Genomic DNA, 17,542 nt, shown 5'->3' with positions numbered 1-17,542 from the left:
TTTTACTTTTTAACTTTTATTCGAATAAGATGAATAAGTTAAGGTTTAACCACAACTAAGATTTGAATTGCATCTGGTGTTACAGATAAACCATCCAATAAGTTCAAACCTTCTTTCTGGAATTTCTGTAAACGCTCAATTTCATCTGTACGAATACTTGGATTAAATTGTTTTAAGTAAGTTAAACGGTCAATTTCATATTGCCATTTACTACCATAAATTTCTTTCGCCTGTTCACGCAAAGTCGGCAATGCACCTTTAGCAATATCAAGTGCTTGTGCATAACGCTCTTCAACCACTTCACGGCGTGCTTTAACCACTTGACGGCAACTATTACTGTCTAAATGATGCAAGTACGGTTTAATGATCTCAGGATCAAGTTTTGCCGTGATATCTTGACCAGTCTCAGTCAGTAGAACACGAATCAATTGAGTCGGTAAACTTGAAGGTAAGTTCAATGCTTTAGGTGCAATCACATCTACTTTAAACCATACTTCCAACAAGATTGAACCTTGTTTTAAAGCATTGGTTTTAAGAATCGCAACATTGGTGCTACCAAAAGATTGTGTACGAATAATTTCCATTACACTTTCAGTAAATGGGTGCTCAAGTGTTAAATATTGGGCATCTTCACGAATCTGCGCTTGGTCACGATAGAATGTTGCTGTCATACCTTCTTCATCAATATCCAAGCCTTGAACTTGCATTTGATCCGTTGGTTTGATAATTACAGTGCCATTACTTTGCTCATCAAAATCGATATTCGTTGCTGCCATAAAGCGCTTCATAAACATCGGTAATAATGTATTGTCATCATAGTCTTCAAGCGCTGTCACAATTTCTTGCGCAACCATTGGGCGACATGAATTGTATTCTAATAAACGGTCACGCCCTTCTTGTAACTCATTTTCAAGTGATTGATGTTGAACATTCACAGCTTCAAGAAGTTCTTCAAATTCTTGACCTTTATCTGTCAATAAGCTCTCTTTTAAATCAAGAATAAAGTTTTCTTGTAGCGTTTGAGCCGTTGGAGAAATACTGCTGAAAATATTCAATGCTTCGTTATACCAACGGAACATACGCTCTTGAGCCGTTCCTAATAGATAAGGCACATGAATTTGAATACGATGTTCTTGACCAATACGGTCTAAACGACCAATACGTTGTTCTAAAACATCAGGATTGGCAGGTAAATCGAATAATACGAGGTTAGAAGCAAACTGGAAATTACGACCTTCTGAACCAATTTCAGAACACAGTAAAATCTGCGCACCGTAAGAATCTTCTGCAAAATAAGCAGCTGCTTGGTCACGTTCCAACAAGCTCATGCCTTCATGGAACATCGCTGTGCGAATACCTGCATGAATACGTAAAGCATTTTCCAATGCTTCTACCACTGGGCCACTACGTGCAATTAACAGTACTTTGTGATGTTTTAAATCTGTACGTAATTTTTCCATCAACCACGTCACACGTGGATCTGTTTCCATCCAAGCACCATCAAGCTGTGCTTCTTCTGGCCACATTTGCTCACGCAACTTACCATCTTTAGACCAGTGCTCTGGTGCAGGTAATGGCGCAGGTTGACAGTCACGACCAGGGAAACCTTGAATTGCTTCACGAGTATTACGGAAAAGAATACGTCCTGTACCATGACGGTCTAAAAGCTCATGAATCGCACGGAAACGGTGTTCAGGTTGATCTTCAATCGGATGACCAAGTAGCTTTTCTACTGCAGCTAAATGTTCAGCTTCAAGTGGAAGATCTGACATCAACACTTCTGCAATTTTAGCCGTATGATGATATTGCTCTTCTTCATCTAAGAAACGCTCTAGAGAGCTAAAACGTTGCGGATCAAGTAAACGTAAACGAGCAAAATGGCTTTCTACACCCAATTGTTCAGGTGTTGCTGTTAATAACAATACGCCTTCAGTTTTTTCTGCAAGTTCTTCTACAAGGTCATAACGGTCATTACCACCTTCTTCTTCGCTCCACATCAAATGATGTGCTTCATCGACTACAAGAAGATCAAAACCTGCTTCAATTGCTTGATCACGCAAGTCATCATGGTCAATCATCAAATCTACCGAAGCAATAATACATTGCTCAGTTAAGAATGGATTTAACTCAGGATCATGTTCTTTAATCGAAGCTGTACGTGTCAAATCAAACAATGAGAAGTTTAGATTGAAACGACGGCGCATTTCAATCATCCATTGATATTGCAATGAATCAGGTACGAGAATCAAAATACGCTCAGAACGACCTGTCTTCAATTGTTGATGAATGATCAAACCTGCTTCAATGGTTTTTCCTAAACCGACTTCATCGGCAAGTAAAACACGAGGTGCAAAACGCTTACCGACTTCATGTGCAATATAAAGCTGGTGTGGAATAAGACCTACACGTGCGCCCACTAAACCACGTAATGGTGAAGTTTGCATATTGGCTTGCATTTGCAAAGCTTCAATACGTAAGTCATACCACTCTTTATAGTCAATTTGGCTTGCAAGTAAACGCTCTAATGGTTTTGACAATTGAATTTGCGCGCCAATACGCGTTTCATTCAAGGCTTTACGTTCTTGTTCACCATTTTCAAGCGTGCGAATCACGTTATAACGAATCACACCATTGTGATCATCAAATGATTCTACGATCCATTTTGTGCCTTCTTGGTCTTGAACTTCATCATTTACATTGAAGACAATACGAGATAGAGGTGCATTGTTACGTGCATAGACACGCGTTTCATCACTTTTCGGAAAGAGAATACTAATTGAACGTTCATCGACATCAATCAATACACCTAAACCTAATTCAGTTTCTGTGTCTGATAACCAACGTTGACCTATAGCAAATTGTTGCAATTTTTCCACCTTTATCTCAAGTTAGGACCGAAACACAGTTGCTCAAATCAGGAGAATATTTGAACAAAGTATACCGCCTTTACGCAATACTTTTTGACATAAAGCTCACTAAATTCTGAGCTTTTTCACGATCTATTTAAAAAAATTTGACTAAAACGGAACTGGACAATCAAATTGTACAAGCTCCTCTGTTTTAGGATGATGAAAACTCAGTTGTTGTGCATGTAAACATAACCGAGGCATAAGCTGTTGTTGTTCTGCTGTTGCATACAAAGTATCACCAATAATGGGATGACCTAAATATTGCATATGAACACGTAACTGATGTGACCGCCCTGTAATCGGTGTTAATTCAACACGTGTTACAGGCTGACCTTGTATTTGAAAATGCTCGATTGCTTTCCAATGGGTCAAAGCAGGTTTATTGTTTGAAGGATCAACAATATGTAATGGAGGATGTTCAGGATCATAAATTACAGGAATATCGACAGTACCCTCACCTTGCAAATTTCCTGCAACAACGGCTTGATATATTTTGGACGTTTGGCGTTCTTGAAACTGGCGTGAAATACTTTTTTGTCCCCATTTACTTAAGCCGAATACAAGAATACCTGAAGTATCTCGATCTAAGCGATGAATCAGTAAAGTTTTGGGTTGTATTTTCAATAAACGGTTAATTACACAATCTTGTAAGTCTTCTGTTTTTCCGGGAACTGTGAGTATGCCTGCTGGCTTATGAATCACCATAAAATCATCTTCACGATGTATCAGGTGCTCGGTTAGAAAATTACTCAAGGTTCAGTTCCGCTGATCGTGCAAACAAGCGAGCAATTCTATGAATCTTGACATGAAATTACAATGAATATTTTCGTTTTTTAGCTATATTCATCGGTTTTTCATCATACTAACTTGGATTGATTAAGCTTTATAAATCAATCTTGTTCCCCTCATCAAATAATAACCAAACTATAACCAAACGATAATCAAAAAATTGAAATGAAATCCTCATTTTAAATTTATCCTACTCTCAAATGATGATTAGAATTTTAAATGTAGAGAAAAAAGATATCGAACACATGCACGATTTAGGTAAATTTTAATGCATTGATTCAGGATAATGAGCGTTTTATAAAATCAATCATCATACATTTTGCCAATTCACAACGTTAAAAAATGAGTAATCTATTGATAAAGCACTTTTTTGCCGTTTTTTTTGGCAACTTATTATCTTAACGCCACCCTTGATGAAATGTTATAAACAATCAATTCAAACAAAATGAGTCAAATATGAATAAAACAACCTATAAATTCACATTCGCAATCTTATGTTCTTCAAGCATATTCATTACAGGTTGTGCAACCAAAACCCTTTTAGAAAAAGATGATGGTGTACGTACTCGTAATGTGCAGAAAGTTTTAGTGGATGATACGGTACTGGCTTTTGGCAAACCATCTCAACCCATTCCTACTTTACCTGCGGATAGTATCGTCATCGCTGGACAACAGCAAAGCTATGTGCTCACCAGTGGTGGGGCTCGATTTGCCAAAGTCATTACGGGGCTTGATCCTAAATTTATTCAAATTGATAAAGAACTTAAATTCTATTCTGCAAATAATGATGGGAAATTTTCAGGCACATTACCCTTGAAATACGTTAAGCTTTCAGAAGATGTCACCAAACAAGATCGTGAATTTTTTATTGAAAATGGCGCAGAAGAATGTACAACTTCAAGTGACCAACGCTTAAAAGCGCAGCGTTTCTGTTTTAATTTGGCTTTATCTGGGCTAATTTATCCACCCGCAACAAATAGTGCCTCATTTAAAGCACTCAGCAAACCGTATAGCGTTAGTATTTATACCAATGAACAAGTGAAGGATTACGCTCAAGTCGGTCGTAAAACGACCGATAAACTGGTGCTTTTCCCTTTTGCTATCGCATTCGATGTAGTGACTTTACCATTTCAAGCCATTCAAAAAATCTTTGATTAATTTTCCAAGCTTTTAATCCAATTCGGCTCATTTATTTCTGTATTTTGAATCGATTGAACCATCAATAAAACTGAGCTTTTATAGACATTTCAAAGCTCAGTTTTATTGCAATTATTTTGTTACAAATTTTAGATACAAACCATTGTTTTAAGTAAAAATATCATAAATTTTAATTTACTGAATTTTACTTAAATTTTACTTATTTTTAGTGATTCTCACACTTACAAAAGTTGAATACTTTATAAACACAAACATCAAAGTTGAGTTCTGCGATGAATCTTGGAATAAATAAACACGTTTATAGTGTTGCTACACATAATTGGATGAGACATTTAAATCCAAACTTAAAATTAAGTGAAATTACCATCCCGGGGACGCATTGCTCAGCGACTTATAATTTTGATGACTCGATGAATCATCTTAAACATCAGAACTATACTTTACTTGAACAACTTCATGATGGAATCCGCTATTTGGATATCCAATTGGCATGTACACATCCTGAAGATTACGCGCTAAGTGTGATTCATGATCGTTATCATTGCCAAATTAATTTTGAACAAGTACTTTTGACCTGCAAAAGCTTTTTAAAACGCAATCCTACAGAAATCATCTGTATTCAAATTGTGCAAAGAGAAACGAAGTTCTTCAATTTTAAACGTAATTTCATGCACCACTTGGAAGAGTATCTAATCGAGGGTGATAAAACCTATTTTTCTGAATGTGATCGCAATACAACACTCAGTGAATTGAGAGGAAAAATTGTTTTCTTCAATCATTGTACTGCAATCAGTGAAATCGGTATTCCATGTCAAGCTGGATTATATGAATACTCAAATCATTTGGACCAAAAGTTCCGTATCTTGCCATTGCAATACCAAACTGAAACTGCGGGTCAAATTACGGGTATTAAAAAAGTGATCGATGAAGCTACAACTAACAGCAATGATACCTTGTACATTAGCTATAACTGTATACAAACACATTCTGAAAAAGAGACACCATACGATTTAGCATGGGGCAACGGTTTAACTGGATACCCTGTTATGAATAAATCTCTCATGGTTATTTTAGAAAACTTACCGAATCATCCAGCACGTTTAGGCGTCATTTTATTGGATTACTACCGTAACATGGATAAGAATGGTTTCAATCTCACCAAAACTCTGATTGAACTTAACTTACGCTATAGTGTGAAGAATTATATATGAGCGCTTTATTTAAAATAACTCCATTGAATGAACAATCTTAAATAAATAGATTGATATTCATGGAGTTATCGTTTTATTAATGGTTCAATTTATCTAATCGATCATTTCAAAATAAATTTAAAAAAGAAAAACTGTCATAAAAACAACTTAAGCATTCACAAACTTATTCTGCTTTCTTTCTTGCAATGCTTTTCTAATCACTTGATATCCACCCGTTAACCCCAGTATAGAAATAATCAAAGCCACGATTAAATCTGGAATCAAACTGCCAGTACCAAACACACCTACCGCAGCCAGAATTACAGCAACATTCCCAATTGCATCATTACGACTACATAACCATACTGACTGCATATTGGAGTCACCATCGCGAAATGCGTACAGAACGACTGCGGCAATCACATTGGCAATTAAAGCAAGCACACCAATTAAACCCATCGTAATCGCTTCAGGTGGAATACCCTGTACATAAGCATAGGCTGTTTTTGCAATCACCACCAAGCCAAACAAAGCCATGGTGAGACCTTTAAATAATGCGACTGTCGCACGCCAGTACAGACTTGCGCCTAAAACGGCCAGTGAAATTCCATAATTGACAGCATCTCCAAAGAAATCCAGAGAATCTGCCCAAAGTGCCGATGAATGTGCATAAGCACCGCCAATCAACTCAACTAAAAACATGGTTAAGTTAATAAATAAAGCGATCCATAGTGCTGTACGAAACTTACTATTCGGTTTTTGCGGTGCAGGTTCATGGCTACAAGTACATGCCATCACATTCCTCACTTGATTAAATCATAATCTATATTATGCTATTCAAAACCATGGAGTAACTCCAAGGTCAAGTCTGTTTAGAAAAATAAATGCGGAGAATAAATCATGCATCAGTATTTAATCAGTGATTTAGCCAAAAAGACCCAATTGAGTAATGACACCATTCGCTTTTATGAAAAGAAACAACTGATTAAACCTAGTTTTAGAGCAGATAATAATTATAAATATTATGATGATGAAGCATTAAAACGTCTGATTTTTATCAAACGTTGTCGCTCTCTAGATATGACTTTACACGAAATCACTCAACTTCTTGAACAAATTCAATATCCTGAACAAGGCTGTAAAGTGATTGATCAACTGATCGAGGAACACATCCAACATGTAGAGACACGTATTCAAGAATTGATGAGTTTTAAAACTCAATTACATGAATTACGTCAATCCTGTTCCTCAAATACCACCATTGATCATTGCCAAATTGTCAAAAAACTGGAGACTTCTGAATAACTGATGAGGTTTATAGATAACTTACAATGCCTTCTGATTGACTCGTTTAGACAACTGTTCTGCTGATTCTTTACGTTCAGAATAACGATCTGTGAAAAAAGCCGTTTGCCCACGTGTTAACAATGTAAATTTAAACAATTCTTCCATCACATCGACAATCCGATCGTAATACGAAGATGCTTTCATCCGATCATTTTCATCAAACTCTAAGAATGCTTTTGGAATAGAGGACTGATTTGGAATAGTGATCATTCGCATCCAACGACCTAAAATACGTAATTGATTCACTGTATTAAATGATTGAGAACCACCACTGACTTGCATTAATGCCAACGTTTTACCCTGCGTGGCACGAATTGCACCTGCGGCTAAAGGAATCCAATCAATTTGTGATTTGAAAATAGAACTCATCGAGCCATGTCGCTCAGGAGAACACCAGACCATTCCCTCTGCCCAAGCCAAGAGCTCATGCAATTCTTGAACTTTAGGATGCGTGGTTTCTGCATCTTCAGGCAGTGGTAAACCTTTAGGATGGAAGATTTTAACCTCTGCTCCAAACTGCTCAAGAATACGCCCTGCTTCCATGACAGCCAAACGGCTAAATGAACGCTCTCGATTAGAACCATAAAGCAATAATATACGAGGTGGATGCGTCAGTGCTTTGGCTTGAATCTGATCCAAACTTGGTGTTTGCAATAACGCTAAATCAATATTGGGTAAGTTCATTCTATTCTCCCACCTGCTTTAGCGCTTCTGAGAAGTATCTTTTCCGCAACCACAAAGACACACTCACCAAAAGAACCAATACAGGAACTTCAACCAAAGGGCCTATCACTGTGGTAAATGCAACAGGTGACGCTAAACCAAATGTTGCGATCGCCACAGCAAGTGCCAATTCAAAATTATTACCTGCTGCTGTAAATGAAATAGCCGTTGTCCGAGGATAATCATTCCCCATCCATTTACTCATAAAGAAACTTAGGAAAAACATCACCACAAAGTAAATCGTCAAAGGAGTTGCGATCCGCAGTACATCTAAAGGTAAATGAACAACTTCTGCGCCTTTTAAACTAAACATGGCAACAATCGTGAATAACAATGCCAATAGACTCAAAGGACTAATCTTGGGAATAAATTGAGTCTCGTACCATTGCAAACCTTTGGCTTTAATCAGGATGAGTCGACTTAAAAAACCCAATAAAAAAGGAATGCCTAAATAAATCAGCACAGCATGGGTAATTGTCCAAAACCCCACTTCAATCACTTGCCCTGCTACGCCAAAATATGGCGGTAGGAAACTCAGAAATAGCCATGCATAACTGCTAAAAAATAGGATTTGGAAAATACTGTTAAAAGCAACAAGCCCTGCAACATATTGATTATCACCACATGCCAAACCATTCCAAACCAGTACCATGGCAATACAACGTGCCAAACCAATCAGAATTAAACCTGTCATATACTCAGGATAAGCATGTAAAAAAATGATTGCTAAAGCAAACATCAGACACGGTGCAATCAACCAATTCTGAACCAATGACAGCATCAACGTACGTTTATCTTTAAACACCTGTGGCAAGGTTGCATAGTCCACTTTAGCTAAAGGTGGATACATCATTAAAATTAAACCAATCGCAATTGGAATATTAACCGTACCTACACTTAAACGATCTAAAGCCGTAGAAGCTTGTGGAAAGTAGACGCCTATCCCGATCCCCAAAGCCATAGCAATAAAAATCCATAATGTTAAATTACGATCTAAAAAAGACAGTTTGGATGCAGACATGCTTTTGCTCACTTACATTTAATCGCAACAATTGACAGGATGAATATCACTTAGGCTATTTTCAGAAACATCAATATGTTGCTGCGCAATAATGTTTAAAACTGCAACAGCCCACTCAGGTAAATCAGGATTTAAACGATAATAGACCCATTGCCCTTTGCGTTGATCAAGCAGAATCGATAGGTTTCTGAGTAGTGCTAAATGTCTCGAAATTTTCGGTTGGCTCAAATCCAATCCTGCCGTCATTTCACAGACACAGACATTATCTTTTGCCATCACCATTTTCAAAATATCTAACCGAGTTGGGTCAGATAAACACTTAAAAAAATCAGTTTGATCCATATTGATCACTCAATTTTGTTGCTTTAAATATATGCTATTGCGAATATACGCATATCCATATATAAATGCAATATAGCTTTCCATCTGAGAATGAACATGTCATCAAATCTGATTAAAATTTATCATACCCCTGCTTGTGGGACTTCGCGGAATACCTTGGCGCTCATTCGTAATTCAGGGCAAGAACCTGAAGTGATTGAATATTTATACAACCCGCCAACTCAAGATCAATTAATTGAGATGATTCAGCAATCAGGTTTATCTGTACGCGCAGCCATTCGAAAAAATGTCGAACCTTATCAAGATTTAGAATTAGAACAACAACATTGGACAGACGAACAATTGATAGCGTTTATGCTGAAATACCCTATTTTAATCAATCGTCCATTTGTAGTCACTGAATTAGGTGTCAGATTGTGCAGACCTTCAGAATTAGTTTTGGATATTTTATCTGCGCCACAACTTCACCCATTTAGCAAAGAAGATGGTGAAATTATTATCGATCATCAACTAAAACGAATAAAATAATTTTTCGCTAGCTTTATATTACGATCAAAAAATTAAATATAATTTATTGATAAATAATTACTTTTAAATAAATTCAACCTAATAATCCTGAGTGTTTTACTAGGTTGAATCTTATTTTTAAATCCCTACAATAAAGACATAGTTTTTGTATGCCTTTAGGCTTTTATGAGCACCAATCACATTACTGAACGACTCTCATCTGTTGGTTCACTTGAAACCTTTGTTTATCGTGCAGACGCTGTTTATGCAGGTCTACCACGTTATAGTTTACAACTTGTTGGTATTCTTTTTGCTTTATGAATGATGTGGAAAATTTAATAACAATAAAAAAAATAACGTGAAGAATAAAAATAACAGTAAGCAATAATAACGATAAATAATAAAAAGGTATTGAGCTGCTCGTCACTCACTACCGAACAAGGGTAAAACAAGAAAAAAGGAGAAAAATCCAACGTGTACTGGGGAACACGTTGGATTTTCTCTTTGGTCAAATAAATCTATTTATGAGAATCATAAGACTGCAAAAACTTGTCCCGACACCATTGCTTAATTTCATGGACGATAGAATCTGCTCTAGGTAGTGTTAATAAATAATAGCTCAGCGCCTTTTCAGTATGTGGTGAAACTATTTTAAGATGTTGCTGTTTTAAAGCCTTTGCAATTGGGATACGACTTAGTAGAGCCACACCTTGTCCAGATAAAACAGCCTGAATCGCATGACTTTCTTGTGTATAAAATACCTGTGGTTGACCTGCTTGAATATGCAAATGTTGTCGATCAAACCATTTCTGCCAACTTATTCGATTTGGAAAATATTCATCTCCCCAGCTAAAGTGAATCAAAGGTATAGTTGACCAGTTAATTGTTTCAGTGTTTAACGATGGATGTCCTACAGCGACATATTCATCGTTAACCAATAACTCAACATTTACATCTTGATAAGTCCCAGAACCATAACGAATTGCCAAATCATAAAGACCCGAAGACATATTTACCGCATCGTAACTGGTATGCACTCGAAACATCATATTCGGAAAACGGCGCTGTAATTCTGGAAGATAAGGAATAATCCATTCACTGGCAAAAGAAGGTGTCGTCGTGATCGTAAATAAGCGTTGTTTATGATGTTGTAACTGATCTAATGCAGTTTGAATCTGCCCAAATCCAGCTTGTACATGCTTTAGCAAATAACTCCCTTCAGGAGTTAATGAAATAGCACGAGTATGCCTCTCAAATAATTGAATATTCAACTGCTGTTCAAGCTTTTTAATACGGTGACTTAAAGCTGTAGGTGTTAAAAACAATTGATCCGCAGCTTTTTTGAAACTGAGATGCTCTGCAACATACTGAAATGCCAATAATTGTTCTAATGAATAATGCAAATCCATTTTAAAACCCAATGAATGAATTCAATTCACTTATAACATGTATTCTTATCGTTTGTCGTTGCTTAAAAATTTGAAGAAAATTGAAATCAACAGATCAAATGAGTCGATTAAAATGACCAATATCTTAAGAATAGATACGAGTGCACGTACAGGGATCTCTGGAATACATCCGCATGGCTCTTTAAGCCGTCGCTTAACTGAATTATTTATCAACACATGGAATGAAATTGATTCATCCATACAAATCAAAGTGCGCGATGTTGGAGCAAATCCACCCCCTTTAATTGATGAGGAATGGATTGTTTCAGAATTTGGCTATGCTGAATCACCTGAAAAAGCGCAACAGCGCTTACAGTTCAGTGATGAGCTGATCGATGAGTTAAATTGGGCAGATATTATTGTGCTCGGTGTCCCAATGTACAACTTTGGGCCACCTGCGCATTTAAAAGCATATATTGACAATGTGGTGAGAATGAACAAAACCTACAAGTACGACAGTAGCAAAGCGCAACCCTATATCGGTTTACTCGACCACGAAAAACCTGTAATTCTTTTATCTGCACGTGGTGGGCATGATTTTGATTCTGCGAATACGCCTTTTGCGAATCATGTCGAACCATCGATCAAAACTGCTTTTAATTTCATGGGACTAGAAAAATTTCATGAAATTGCAATTGAGTATCAAGAATATGGCGGGGATTTGTTGCAAAAATCTATTGCAGATGCGGAGTTAAAAACAACGGCTTTGGTGCATAAATTACAGCAACAATTCGATAAAAAAAGGAATCGTGCTGTTAGCCGCTAACCGCCCAATTCCTATCAAAAGAAAAAGCCAACGTGAATTGGGGAACACATTGGCTTTTTCATTCGGTAAAATTGTCTTGTCCTTTTTATAAAAAATTTATTTTATAGAACAAGAATCAATAAAATTATTCAGGCTTTTGTGCTTCACATGCCTCTAACGCACGTAGCGCAAAAGTATAAGCTGCACCTGCGTTCAGTGAAATTGCAGTAGCCAATGCTCCCGCAACCTCTCCTTCAGTTGCACCAGCTTTCATTGCTGCCTCTGCATGTACAGAAACACAGCTTTCACAGCGAGTTGTTATTGCAACAGCCAAAGAAATTAACTCACGTGTTTTAGCATCCAAAGCTTCAGCTGCCGCAGCATCGTCTAAAGCTTGATACGCTTGCAACATTTTTGGATGCTTTTTTCCTAAAGCTCCAAATGATTTTTTTACATGTTGCGTGTGATCTTGCCAATCCATAAACATTGCATTCATCTCATTGTGTTGATAATTTAGTATTGCAATTTTTATATAGTAAAAACCGCTCAAAAGTATCAAACAACAATCTAAAAGTATCATGCTATGTTAAATAAACTCATCGAGCTTGCTCAAATCCAAGGTGGTATAGACACTGAATGTCGATTTGGTGGCGAGTGGCTATACTCCATCTCGCCACTTGAAAACACCGCAATGATTCATATTGTTCGCCGCGGAAAAGGTTGGTTATATATCGATCACAGAAAGATTAAGATTGACGCAGGAGATGTCATCTTTTTCCCACACGGCGCAGCACACCAACTCGTTCATTTTCAAGAAAATACTAACGATATTCTAATGATTGAAAAGGAATCTGAATCTATACAAGAAATTATCGCTCTCAAACAGACCTCAGGATTAGTTTTAAAGACCAATCATTCTCAGCAGCTCAATTTGAATTTATTTTGTGCACATTTCACTTATTCTGAAGATGCAGATTTATTTATCCAGTTGCCAGAATTTATCCACTTAAAGCTTGAACCATTATTATTAGAGTCATTGTTAAACTTACTAGAACAAGAAAAAGTACAAACGATCGGGCAGATCAAGGTCATCAATGCCCTATCTGAAGTTTTATTAATTTATATTTTCCGTAGCTATTTGAATACTCAACATGACAATATTTCATCACGTATTCTGCAATGGAATACTTCAAAACTGTCTCAGCTCATTCACGTTATTTTAAAATCTCCTGAACATAAATGGAGTTTAGATGAGATGGCGAGCTTCCTGCACTGTACTCGAATTCAGCTCATCCGATTATTTAAAAAAGATTTACACACGACACCACATGCATTCTTGCTTAAAATACGACTACAACATGCGACTTTGCTTTTAAAAACAAGCCATCTATCTATTTATAATATTGCATTAGATCTTGGTTTTCAGTCTGAAACACACTTTGGACGAGTCTTTAAACAACATTATGGAATGACACCGCACTGCTATCGAAATTCTCATTAAAATTAAAATCTTAGAATTAAAGTCCTTTAAATAGAGAACTTTTAAGCTAGGGTTGATCATGACTATTGAAGTGGTAGATTGTTATAAGAATACATTAAGCAATAAAAAAGGAATTGAGCTGTTAGTGACTCAATTCCTATCAAGGGTAAATAATAAGAGGAAAGCAAGAAAAGCCAACGCGAATTGAGAGCACGTTGGTTTTTCTTTTGACGCTTATTGACCTGAACGAATCATGTAATCAAATGCAGATAAAGAAGCTTTTGCACCTTCACCAGATGCAATGATGATTTGCTTATAAGGGACAGTTGTACAATCACCCGCGGCAAAGACACCTCTTACATTGGTTTCATTGCGATCATTCACCACAATTTCATTGCGATTTGAAAGTTCAACTGCGGTTCCCTTTAAGAAATCTGTATTTGGCAACAAACCAATTTGTACAAAAATACCTGCAAGTTCAACAGTATGCTCTTGATCAGTCGCACGATCTTTATACTTCAACGCAGTGACAATCGAACCATCACCCACCACTTCAGTCGAAAGTGCATTTAAAATCACTGTGGTATTAGGCAAGCTGTTCAATTTGTTTTGAAGCACTTGGTCGGCGCGTAGTTTGGTATCAAACTCAACCAAAGTCACATGCTCAACAATACCCGCAAGGTCAATTGCTGCTTCAACACCCGAGTTCCCGCCACCAATGACAGCAACTTTTTTACCTTTAAATAATGGCCCATCACAGTGAGGACAGTATGCAACACCGCGTGTTTTATACTCTTTCTCACCCGGTACATTCATTTCTCTCCAACGCGCACCTGTCGATAAGATGACCGTTTTTGATTCAAGTTTTGCACCATTCTCAAGCTCAACTTCAACTAAACCATTAGCTGTTTGCTCTGCACCGACAATACTTTTCACTTTTTGTAGATTCATAATGTCTACACCGTACTCACGTACATGTGCTTCCATATCCGCACCAAACTTAGGCCCTTGGGTCTTTTGCACTGAAATAAAGTTTTCAATGTCCATGGTATCCATCACCTGACCACCAAAGCGTTCAGAAACAATACCTGTACGAATACCTTTACGTGCTGCATAAATCGCTGAAGTTGCACCAGCAGGCCCACCACCGATGATCAATACATCAAATGCTTCTTTTGCATTTAATTTTTCTGCATCTTTCGCCGCCGCACCCGTATCTAATTTGGCAATAATTTCTTCTAAAGTCATACGACCTTGACCGATATGTTCACCATTTTGAAATAACATAGGTACAGCTAAAATTTTACGTTCTTCAACTTCATCTTGGAAGAAAGCACCATCAATCATGGTCGCCGTTGTACCCGGATTGTTAATTGCAATCAAATTCAACGCTTGCACAACATCTGGACAGTTATGACAGCTTAAAGATACAAATACATCGAAGTTCGACGTTAAATTTAATGCTTTAATTTGAGCAAGTACTTCATCTGAAACTTTAGGCGCATAACCCGAAACTTGTAATAAAGCCAAGATTAAAGACGTAAACTCATGCCCCATCGGTAAACCAGCAAAGAATACACGTGGTTGCTCGCCTGCTTTAGCAATACCAAAGCTTGGTTTACGATTATTTTGACCATCAAAACGTGCAGTTACTTTGTCAGATAAAGCTGCAACTTCTGTCACTAATTCTTTAATTTTTTCAGATTTTTCTGAATCATTTAAAGATGCTACCAATTCGATCGGTGCTTCCAAGCGTTCTAAAAGTGTTTTTAATTGAGCAGTTGTATTTTGATCTAACATGGCTTACATCTCCAAAGGAGTTAATTTCATTTATTAAGTGTATAGTACGGCAATTTAAAAAATAGATAAAACAGTTTGTTTTCATAAAAACAATCGGTTTTTTAGTTTGAAGGATTTTAACCCCCTCTATTCTAACGCTCTACTTTCAAAGTTCAATCTTTTCAGTAACACTCAGAATTGGATCAATTTTTATAATTTCAATGAAACTTCCAGTTTACTACAACCTTAAAATTCGATTAATCATCAATAAAAAATAATAAATTTGCGACCATCATTGCACAAAAAATCATGCGCGGACTTCATACAAAGTTTTAAGCTAAATCTATGAAATATTTTATCTACGATTAACCACAGTTTCTTGTCCTTAATCAAAACAAATGTATTTATAGATGTATATAGAGTGAGGTAAAACAATGAAAATTGAGTTTGTATTCGATATTGTCTATCCAATGAGTTATGTTGCTTTCGAAAAATTGAAACAACATTGGAATCAACCGACTGCGAAAAAAATCGAATTATTACCGGTCCAAGTTTTGCCAGAAATTCCTGAAGAAGGATTAAATGTTTATCAATATCTAACCGAAAAATATGGCACAAAAGAAGCCGATCGAAAATTAGATATGGCGAAGTTTGCAGCCTATAGCCAAGACTTAACTGTCGATATTGCGCATATGAAACGTATGCCAAATAGTCGTCTTGCTCATCAAGCTATTTTGGCACTCGACAATACCTTCGATCAATATGCTCTCGCCCAAGCTATTTTCCATGCGCTATTTGCACATGGTAAAGATATTGCAAATCACGAGGTGCTAAAAGACATCATCGAAGGAATGGGGCTTGACGGCAACAAAGTTTTACGCTCAATTCAGCATAAAGAAATCAGTGATAGACAGGCTGAAATCACGCGTTATGTAAATAGTTTTGATAAGCACCCAACTCCATTCTATATTGTAGATGGGGAAATTTGGGACAAGACTTTTGATACTTTGGAGTTAAAACAACTTTTACTCGAAGATGCTAGAAGTGTTGCTTAAATTTTAAAGTACTGAAATAAACAATGATTTCAAGCACGCTACTCTTCTCAAAAATAGATAGCGTGCTTATTTAATTTTATTGTATTAATGATGAAAAATTTGCTGAACAATTCGAATGAGACGTTGTTTAATTCGGCTCGCAAGAAAGTAAATCAATATACTTATCACAAAGCTAATCGCTGTAATCACCCATAAAATATTTTGAGCAATATTCGACAAGAATGTCGCTTTACCTATTTGTGGATCTACAGTTTTCGCAATATTAGAAACCGAATGTCCATAGACTTGATGTTGAATCGCCCAAATCTGTTCAGGTTTAAAACCATATTCTTGAAAACGACGATCTGTTTTTTCATCATTTAAAAGCTTTTCCGCATAAACTTTAGCAACGGTTTTGTCCTCGGGTTTATGCATCAACGCTGTTTGTACCAATAAATAATGTTTTACAGGGTCTGGCGTATCGGCTTGCTGTAGATAGGCATAAATTTCACTCTGTTGAATATTTTGCTCATACTGAATAAAAGAGGCCATTTCACTTTCTTCATCATCTTTTAAATCATACTGAACATAGGTCATTGCAGACCAAAGCACGACAAAAGCAAGTATCCATGTCACGAATTTGAGTACAAAAGACTGAAATTTAAATAAAAAATATTTAAACTTTTTTAAAATACTGACAATAACAAATGCACCAATAAACGACACGATGACCTTTAAAATCAACCACCCAAACCATGAAAATGCATTCATGAAATAATCAGGTTGATGAAGAAATGCTCTCAATTGCTCATCGACTGCATAAGGGATATGCATTTGGTGAATATCTAAGCTCAATCCAAATAAACCAAACACAATGCTTTGCTGCATAAATACAGTGATTAAACCTACAATTCCTAGAGTGCTTGATAATAAAGCTAACACAGACAATCTATTCTGACGCCTTTTTAAAAGCGTCAGACCTTGTTGTAAATGCTGAGCATCTAAAGGATATTTCGTTGTTTGATTCAATGTTTGGTTCAATCACAATACCTATTTAAAAATGGATCAAA

General features: G+C 36.6%; 17 protein-coding genes and 1 pseudogene. 8 read left to right on the top strand and 10 right to left on the bottom strand.

Annotated elements, in window-relative coordinates:
• Positions 1-38: 38 nt before the first annotated feature.
• On the bottom strand, positions 39-2,876 hold the full coding sequence (rapA, locus tag CDA10_RS06605) for an RNA polymerase-associated protein RapA (protein ID WP_089604818.1): 2,838 nt from the start codon (positions 2,874-2,876) through the stop codon (positions 39-41).
• 141 nt (positions 2,877-3,017) lie between these two features.
• Positions 3,018-3,662: an RluA family pseudouridine synthase gene (locus tag CDA10_RS06600; RefSeq protein WP_089604817.1), complete on the bottom strand. Its 645-nt coding sequence runs from the start codon at positions 3,660-3,662 to the stop codon at positions 3,018-3,020.
• Between the two features lie 492 nt (positions 3,663-4,154).
• Between CDA10_RS06600 and CDA10_RS06595 the strand changes: the two genes are divergently transcribed.
• Together CDA10_RS06595 and CDA10_RS06590 are read left to right on the top strand one after the other, a co-directional pair.
• A complete protein-coding gene (locus CDA10_RS06595) occupies positions 4,155-4,856 on the top strand; it encodes a YidX family protein (protein ID WP_089604816.1) in 702 nt (233 codons plus the stop codon).
• A 272-nt stretch (positions 4,857-5,128) separates the two neighbouring features.
• Positions 5,129-6,067 (top strand): phosphatidylinositol-specific phospholipase C domain-containing protein, encoded by a 939-nt coding sequence (locus tag CDA10_RS06590; protein ID WP_089604815.1) that lies wholly within the window; start codon positions 5,129-5,131, stop codon positions 6,065-6,067.
• 147 nt (positions 6,068-6,214) lie between these two features.
• Here the strand turns inward: CDA10_RS06590 and CDA10_RS06585 are convergent, their stop codons facing one another.
• On the bottom strand, positions 6,215-6,841 hold the full coding sequence (locus CDA10_RS06585) for a cation efflux transmembrane domain-containing protein (RefSeq protein WP_089604814.1): 627 nt from the start codon (positions 6,839-6,841) through the stop codon (positions 6,215-6,217).
• 105 nt (positions 6,842-6,946) lie between these two features.
• Here CDA10_RS06585 and CDA10_RS06580 point away from each other — a divergent pair, with 105 nt between their 5' ends.
• The gene (locus tag CDA10_RS06580) at positions 6,947-7,351 is read left to right on the top strand and encodes a Cd(II)/Pb(II)-responsive transcriptional regulator (RefSeq protein WP_089604813.1); all 405 of its coding nucleotides are present in this window, start codon (positions 6,947-6,949) and stop codon (positions 7,349-7,351) included.
• Between the two features lie 21 nt (positions 7,352-7,372).
• Here the strand turns inward: CDA10_RS06580 and arsH are convergent, their stop codons facing one another.
• From arsH to CDA10_RS06565, 3 genes are read right to left on the bottom strand one after another with little or no spacing between them, the layout of a single operon-like run.
• Positions 7,373-8,077: an arsenical resistance protein ArsH gene (gene arsH / locus CDA10_RS06575; protein WP_089604812.1), complete on the bottom strand. Its 705-nt coding sequence runs from the start codon at positions 8,075-8,077 to the stop codon at positions 7,373-7,375.
• A gap of 1 nt (position 8,078) precedes the next feature.
• On the bottom strand, positions 8,079-9,137 hold the full coding sequence (gene arsB, locus CDA10_RS06570; RefSeq protein WP_089604811.1) for an ACR3 family arsenite efflux transporter: 1,059 nt from the start codon (positions 9,135-9,137) through the stop codon (positions 8,079-8,081).
• A gap of 18 nt (positions 9,138-9,155) precedes the next feature.
• Positions 9,156-9,479 carry a metalloregulator ArsR/SmtB family transcription factor gene (locus CDA10_RS06565; protein ID WP_089604810.1) on the bottom strand — a complete coding sequence of 108 codons (324 nt, stop codon included), beginning with the start codon at positions 9,477-9,479 and terminating at the stop codon, positions 9,156-9,158.
• Positions 9,480-9,575: 96 nt separating this feature from the next.
• Here CDA10_RS06565 and arsC point away from each other — a divergent pair, with 96 nt between their 5' ends.
• Positions 9,576-10,007: an arsenate reductase (glutaredoxin) gene (gene arsC, locus CDA10_RS06560; RefSeq protein ID WP_089604809.1), complete on the top strand. Its 432-nt coding sequence runs from the start codon at positions 9,576-9,578 to the stop codon at positions 10,005-10,007.
• A 165-nt stretch (positions 10,008-10,172) separates the two neighbouring features.
• Positions 10,173-10,283: pseudogene (locus CDA10_RS17100) on the top strand (hypothetical protein); the annotation flags it as partial.
• Between the two features lie 221 nt (positions 10,284-10,504).
• Here the strand turns inward: CDA10_RS17100 and CDA10_RS06555 are convergent.
• Entirely contained in the window at positions 10,505-11,395 is an 891-nt protein-coding gene (locus CDA10_RS06555; RefSeq protein WP_089604808.1) for a LysR family transcriptional regulator, read from the bottom strand.
• 112 nt (positions 11,396-11,507) lie between these two features.
• On the opposite strand from CDA10_RS06555, the gene CDA10_RS06550 reads away from it, so the two are divergent.
• Positions 11,508-12,200: an FMN-dependent NADH-azoreductase gene (locus CDA10_RS06550; RefSeq protein WP_089604807.1), complete on the top strand. Its 693-nt coding sequence runs from the start codon at positions 11,508-11,510 to the stop codon at positions 12,198-12,200.
• Between the two features lie 124 nt (positions 12,201-12,324).
• Here CDA10_RS06550 and CDA10_RS06545 read toward each other — a convergent pair whose 3' ends face one another.
• A complete protein-coding gene (locus CDA10_RS06545; protein ID WP_089604806.1) occupies positions 12,325-12,666 on the bottom strand; it encodes a carboxymuconolactone decarboxylase family protein in 342 nt (113 codons plus the stop codon).
• 96 nt (positions 12,667-12,762) lie between these two features.
• Here CDA10_RS06545 and CDA10_RS06540 point away from each other — a divergent pair, with 96 nt between their 5' ends.
• Positions 12,763-13,680, top strand: coding sequence for a helix-turn-helix domain-containing protein (locus CDA10_RS06540; RefSeq protein ID WP_089604805.1), 918 nt, complete (start codon positions 12,763-12,765; stop codon positions 13,678-13,680).
• 213 nt (positions 13,681-13,893) lie between these two features.
• On the opposite strand, the gene ahpF is transcribed toward CDA10_RS06540, so the two are convergent.
• On the bottom strand, positions 13,894-15,459 hold the full coding sequence (ahpF, locus tag CDA10_RS06535) for an alkyl hydroperoxide reductase subunit F (RefSeq protein WP_089604804.1): 1,566 nt from the start codon (positions 15,457-15,459) through the stop codon (positions 13,894-13,896).
• A gap of 413 nt (positions 15,460-15,872) precedes the next feature.
• Here ahpF and CDA10_RS06530 point away from each other — a divergent pair, with 413 nt between their 5' ends.
• A complete protein-coding gene (locus tag CDA10_RS06530) occupies positions 15,873-16,493 on the top strand; it encodes a DsbA family oxidoreductase (protein ID WP_089604803.1) in 621 nt (206 codons plus the stop codon).
• A gap of 84 nt (positions 16,494-16,577) precedes the next feature.
• Here CDA10_RS06530 and CDA10_RS06525 read toward each other — a convergent pair whose 3' ends face one another.
• Positions 16,578-17,513 (bottom strand): hypothetical protein, encoded by a 936-nt coding sequence (locus CDA10_RS06525; RefSeq protein WP_228704600.1) that lies wholly within the window; start codon positions 17,511-17,513, stop codon positions 16,578-16,580.
• Positions 17,514-17,542: the final 29 nt, after the last annotated feature.

It is taken from the genome of Acinetobacter piscicola (assembly GCF_002233755.1).
Taxonomy (GTDB): Bacteria; Pseudomonadota; Gammaproteobacteria; order Pseudomonadales; family Moraxellaceae; genus Acinetobacter; species Acinetobacter piscicola.
The sequence above is the reverse complement of the archived record's forward strand: the minus strand, read 5'-3'. Positions and strand labels throughout refer to the sequence as shown.

Bases quoted from the DNA above. Each gene is read 5' to 3' on its own strand.
- CDA10_RS06555 (WP_089604808.1), bottom strand. From the start codon at position 11,395: ATGGATTTGCATTATTCATTAGAACAATTATTGGCATTTCAGTATGTT.
- CDA10_RS06585 (WP_089604814.1), bottom strand. From the start codon at position 6,841: ATGGCATGTACTTGTAGCCATGAACCTGCACCGCAAAAACCGAATAGT.
- CDA10_RS06540 (WP_089604805.1), top strand. From the start codon at position 12,763: ATGTTAAATAAACTCATCGAGCTTGCTCAAATCCAAGGTGGTATAGAC.
- CDA10_RS06545 (WP_089604806.1), bottom strand. From the start codon at position 12,666: ATGTTTATGGATTGGCAAGATCACACGCAACATGTAAAAAAATCATTT.
- arsH (WP_089604812.1), bottom strand. From the start codon at position 8,077: ATGAACTTACCCAATATTGATTTAGCGTTATTGCAAACACCAAGTTTG.
- CDA10_RS06590 (WP_089604815.1), top strand. From the start codon at position 5,129: ATGAATCTTGGAATAAATAAACACGTTTATAGTGTTGCTACACATAAT.
- arsC (WP_089604809.1), top strand. From the start codon at position 9,576: ATGTCATCAAATCTGATTAAAATTTATCATACCCCTGCTTGTGGGACT.
- CDA10_RS06530 (WP_089604803.1), top strand. From the start codon at position 15,873: ATGAAAATTGAGTTTGTATTCGATATTGTCTATCCAATGAGTTATGTT.
- CDA10_RS06580 (WP_089604813.1), top strand. From the start codon at position 6,947: ATGCATCAGTATTTAATCAGTGATTTAGCCAAAAAGACCCAATTGAGT.
- CDA10_RS06550 (WP_089604807.1), top strand. From the start codon at position 11,508: ATGACCAATATCTTAAGAATAGATACGAGTGCACGTACAGGGATCTCT.
- ahpF (WP_089604804.1), bottom strand. From the start codon at position 15,459: ATGTTAGATCAAAATACAACTGCTCAATTAAAAACACTTTTAGAACGC.
- arsB (WP_089604811.1), bottom strand. From the start codon at position 9,137: ATGTCTGCATCCAAACTGTCTTTTTTAGATCGTAATTTAACATTATGG.
- CDA10_RS06565 (WP_089604810.1), bottom strand. From the start codon at position 9,479: ATGGATCAAACTGATTTTTTTAAGTGTTTATCTGACCCAACTCGGTTA.
- CDA10_RS06595 (WP_089604816.1), top strand. From the start codon at position 4,155: ATGAATAAAACAACCTATAAATTCACATTCGCAATCTTATGTTCTTCA.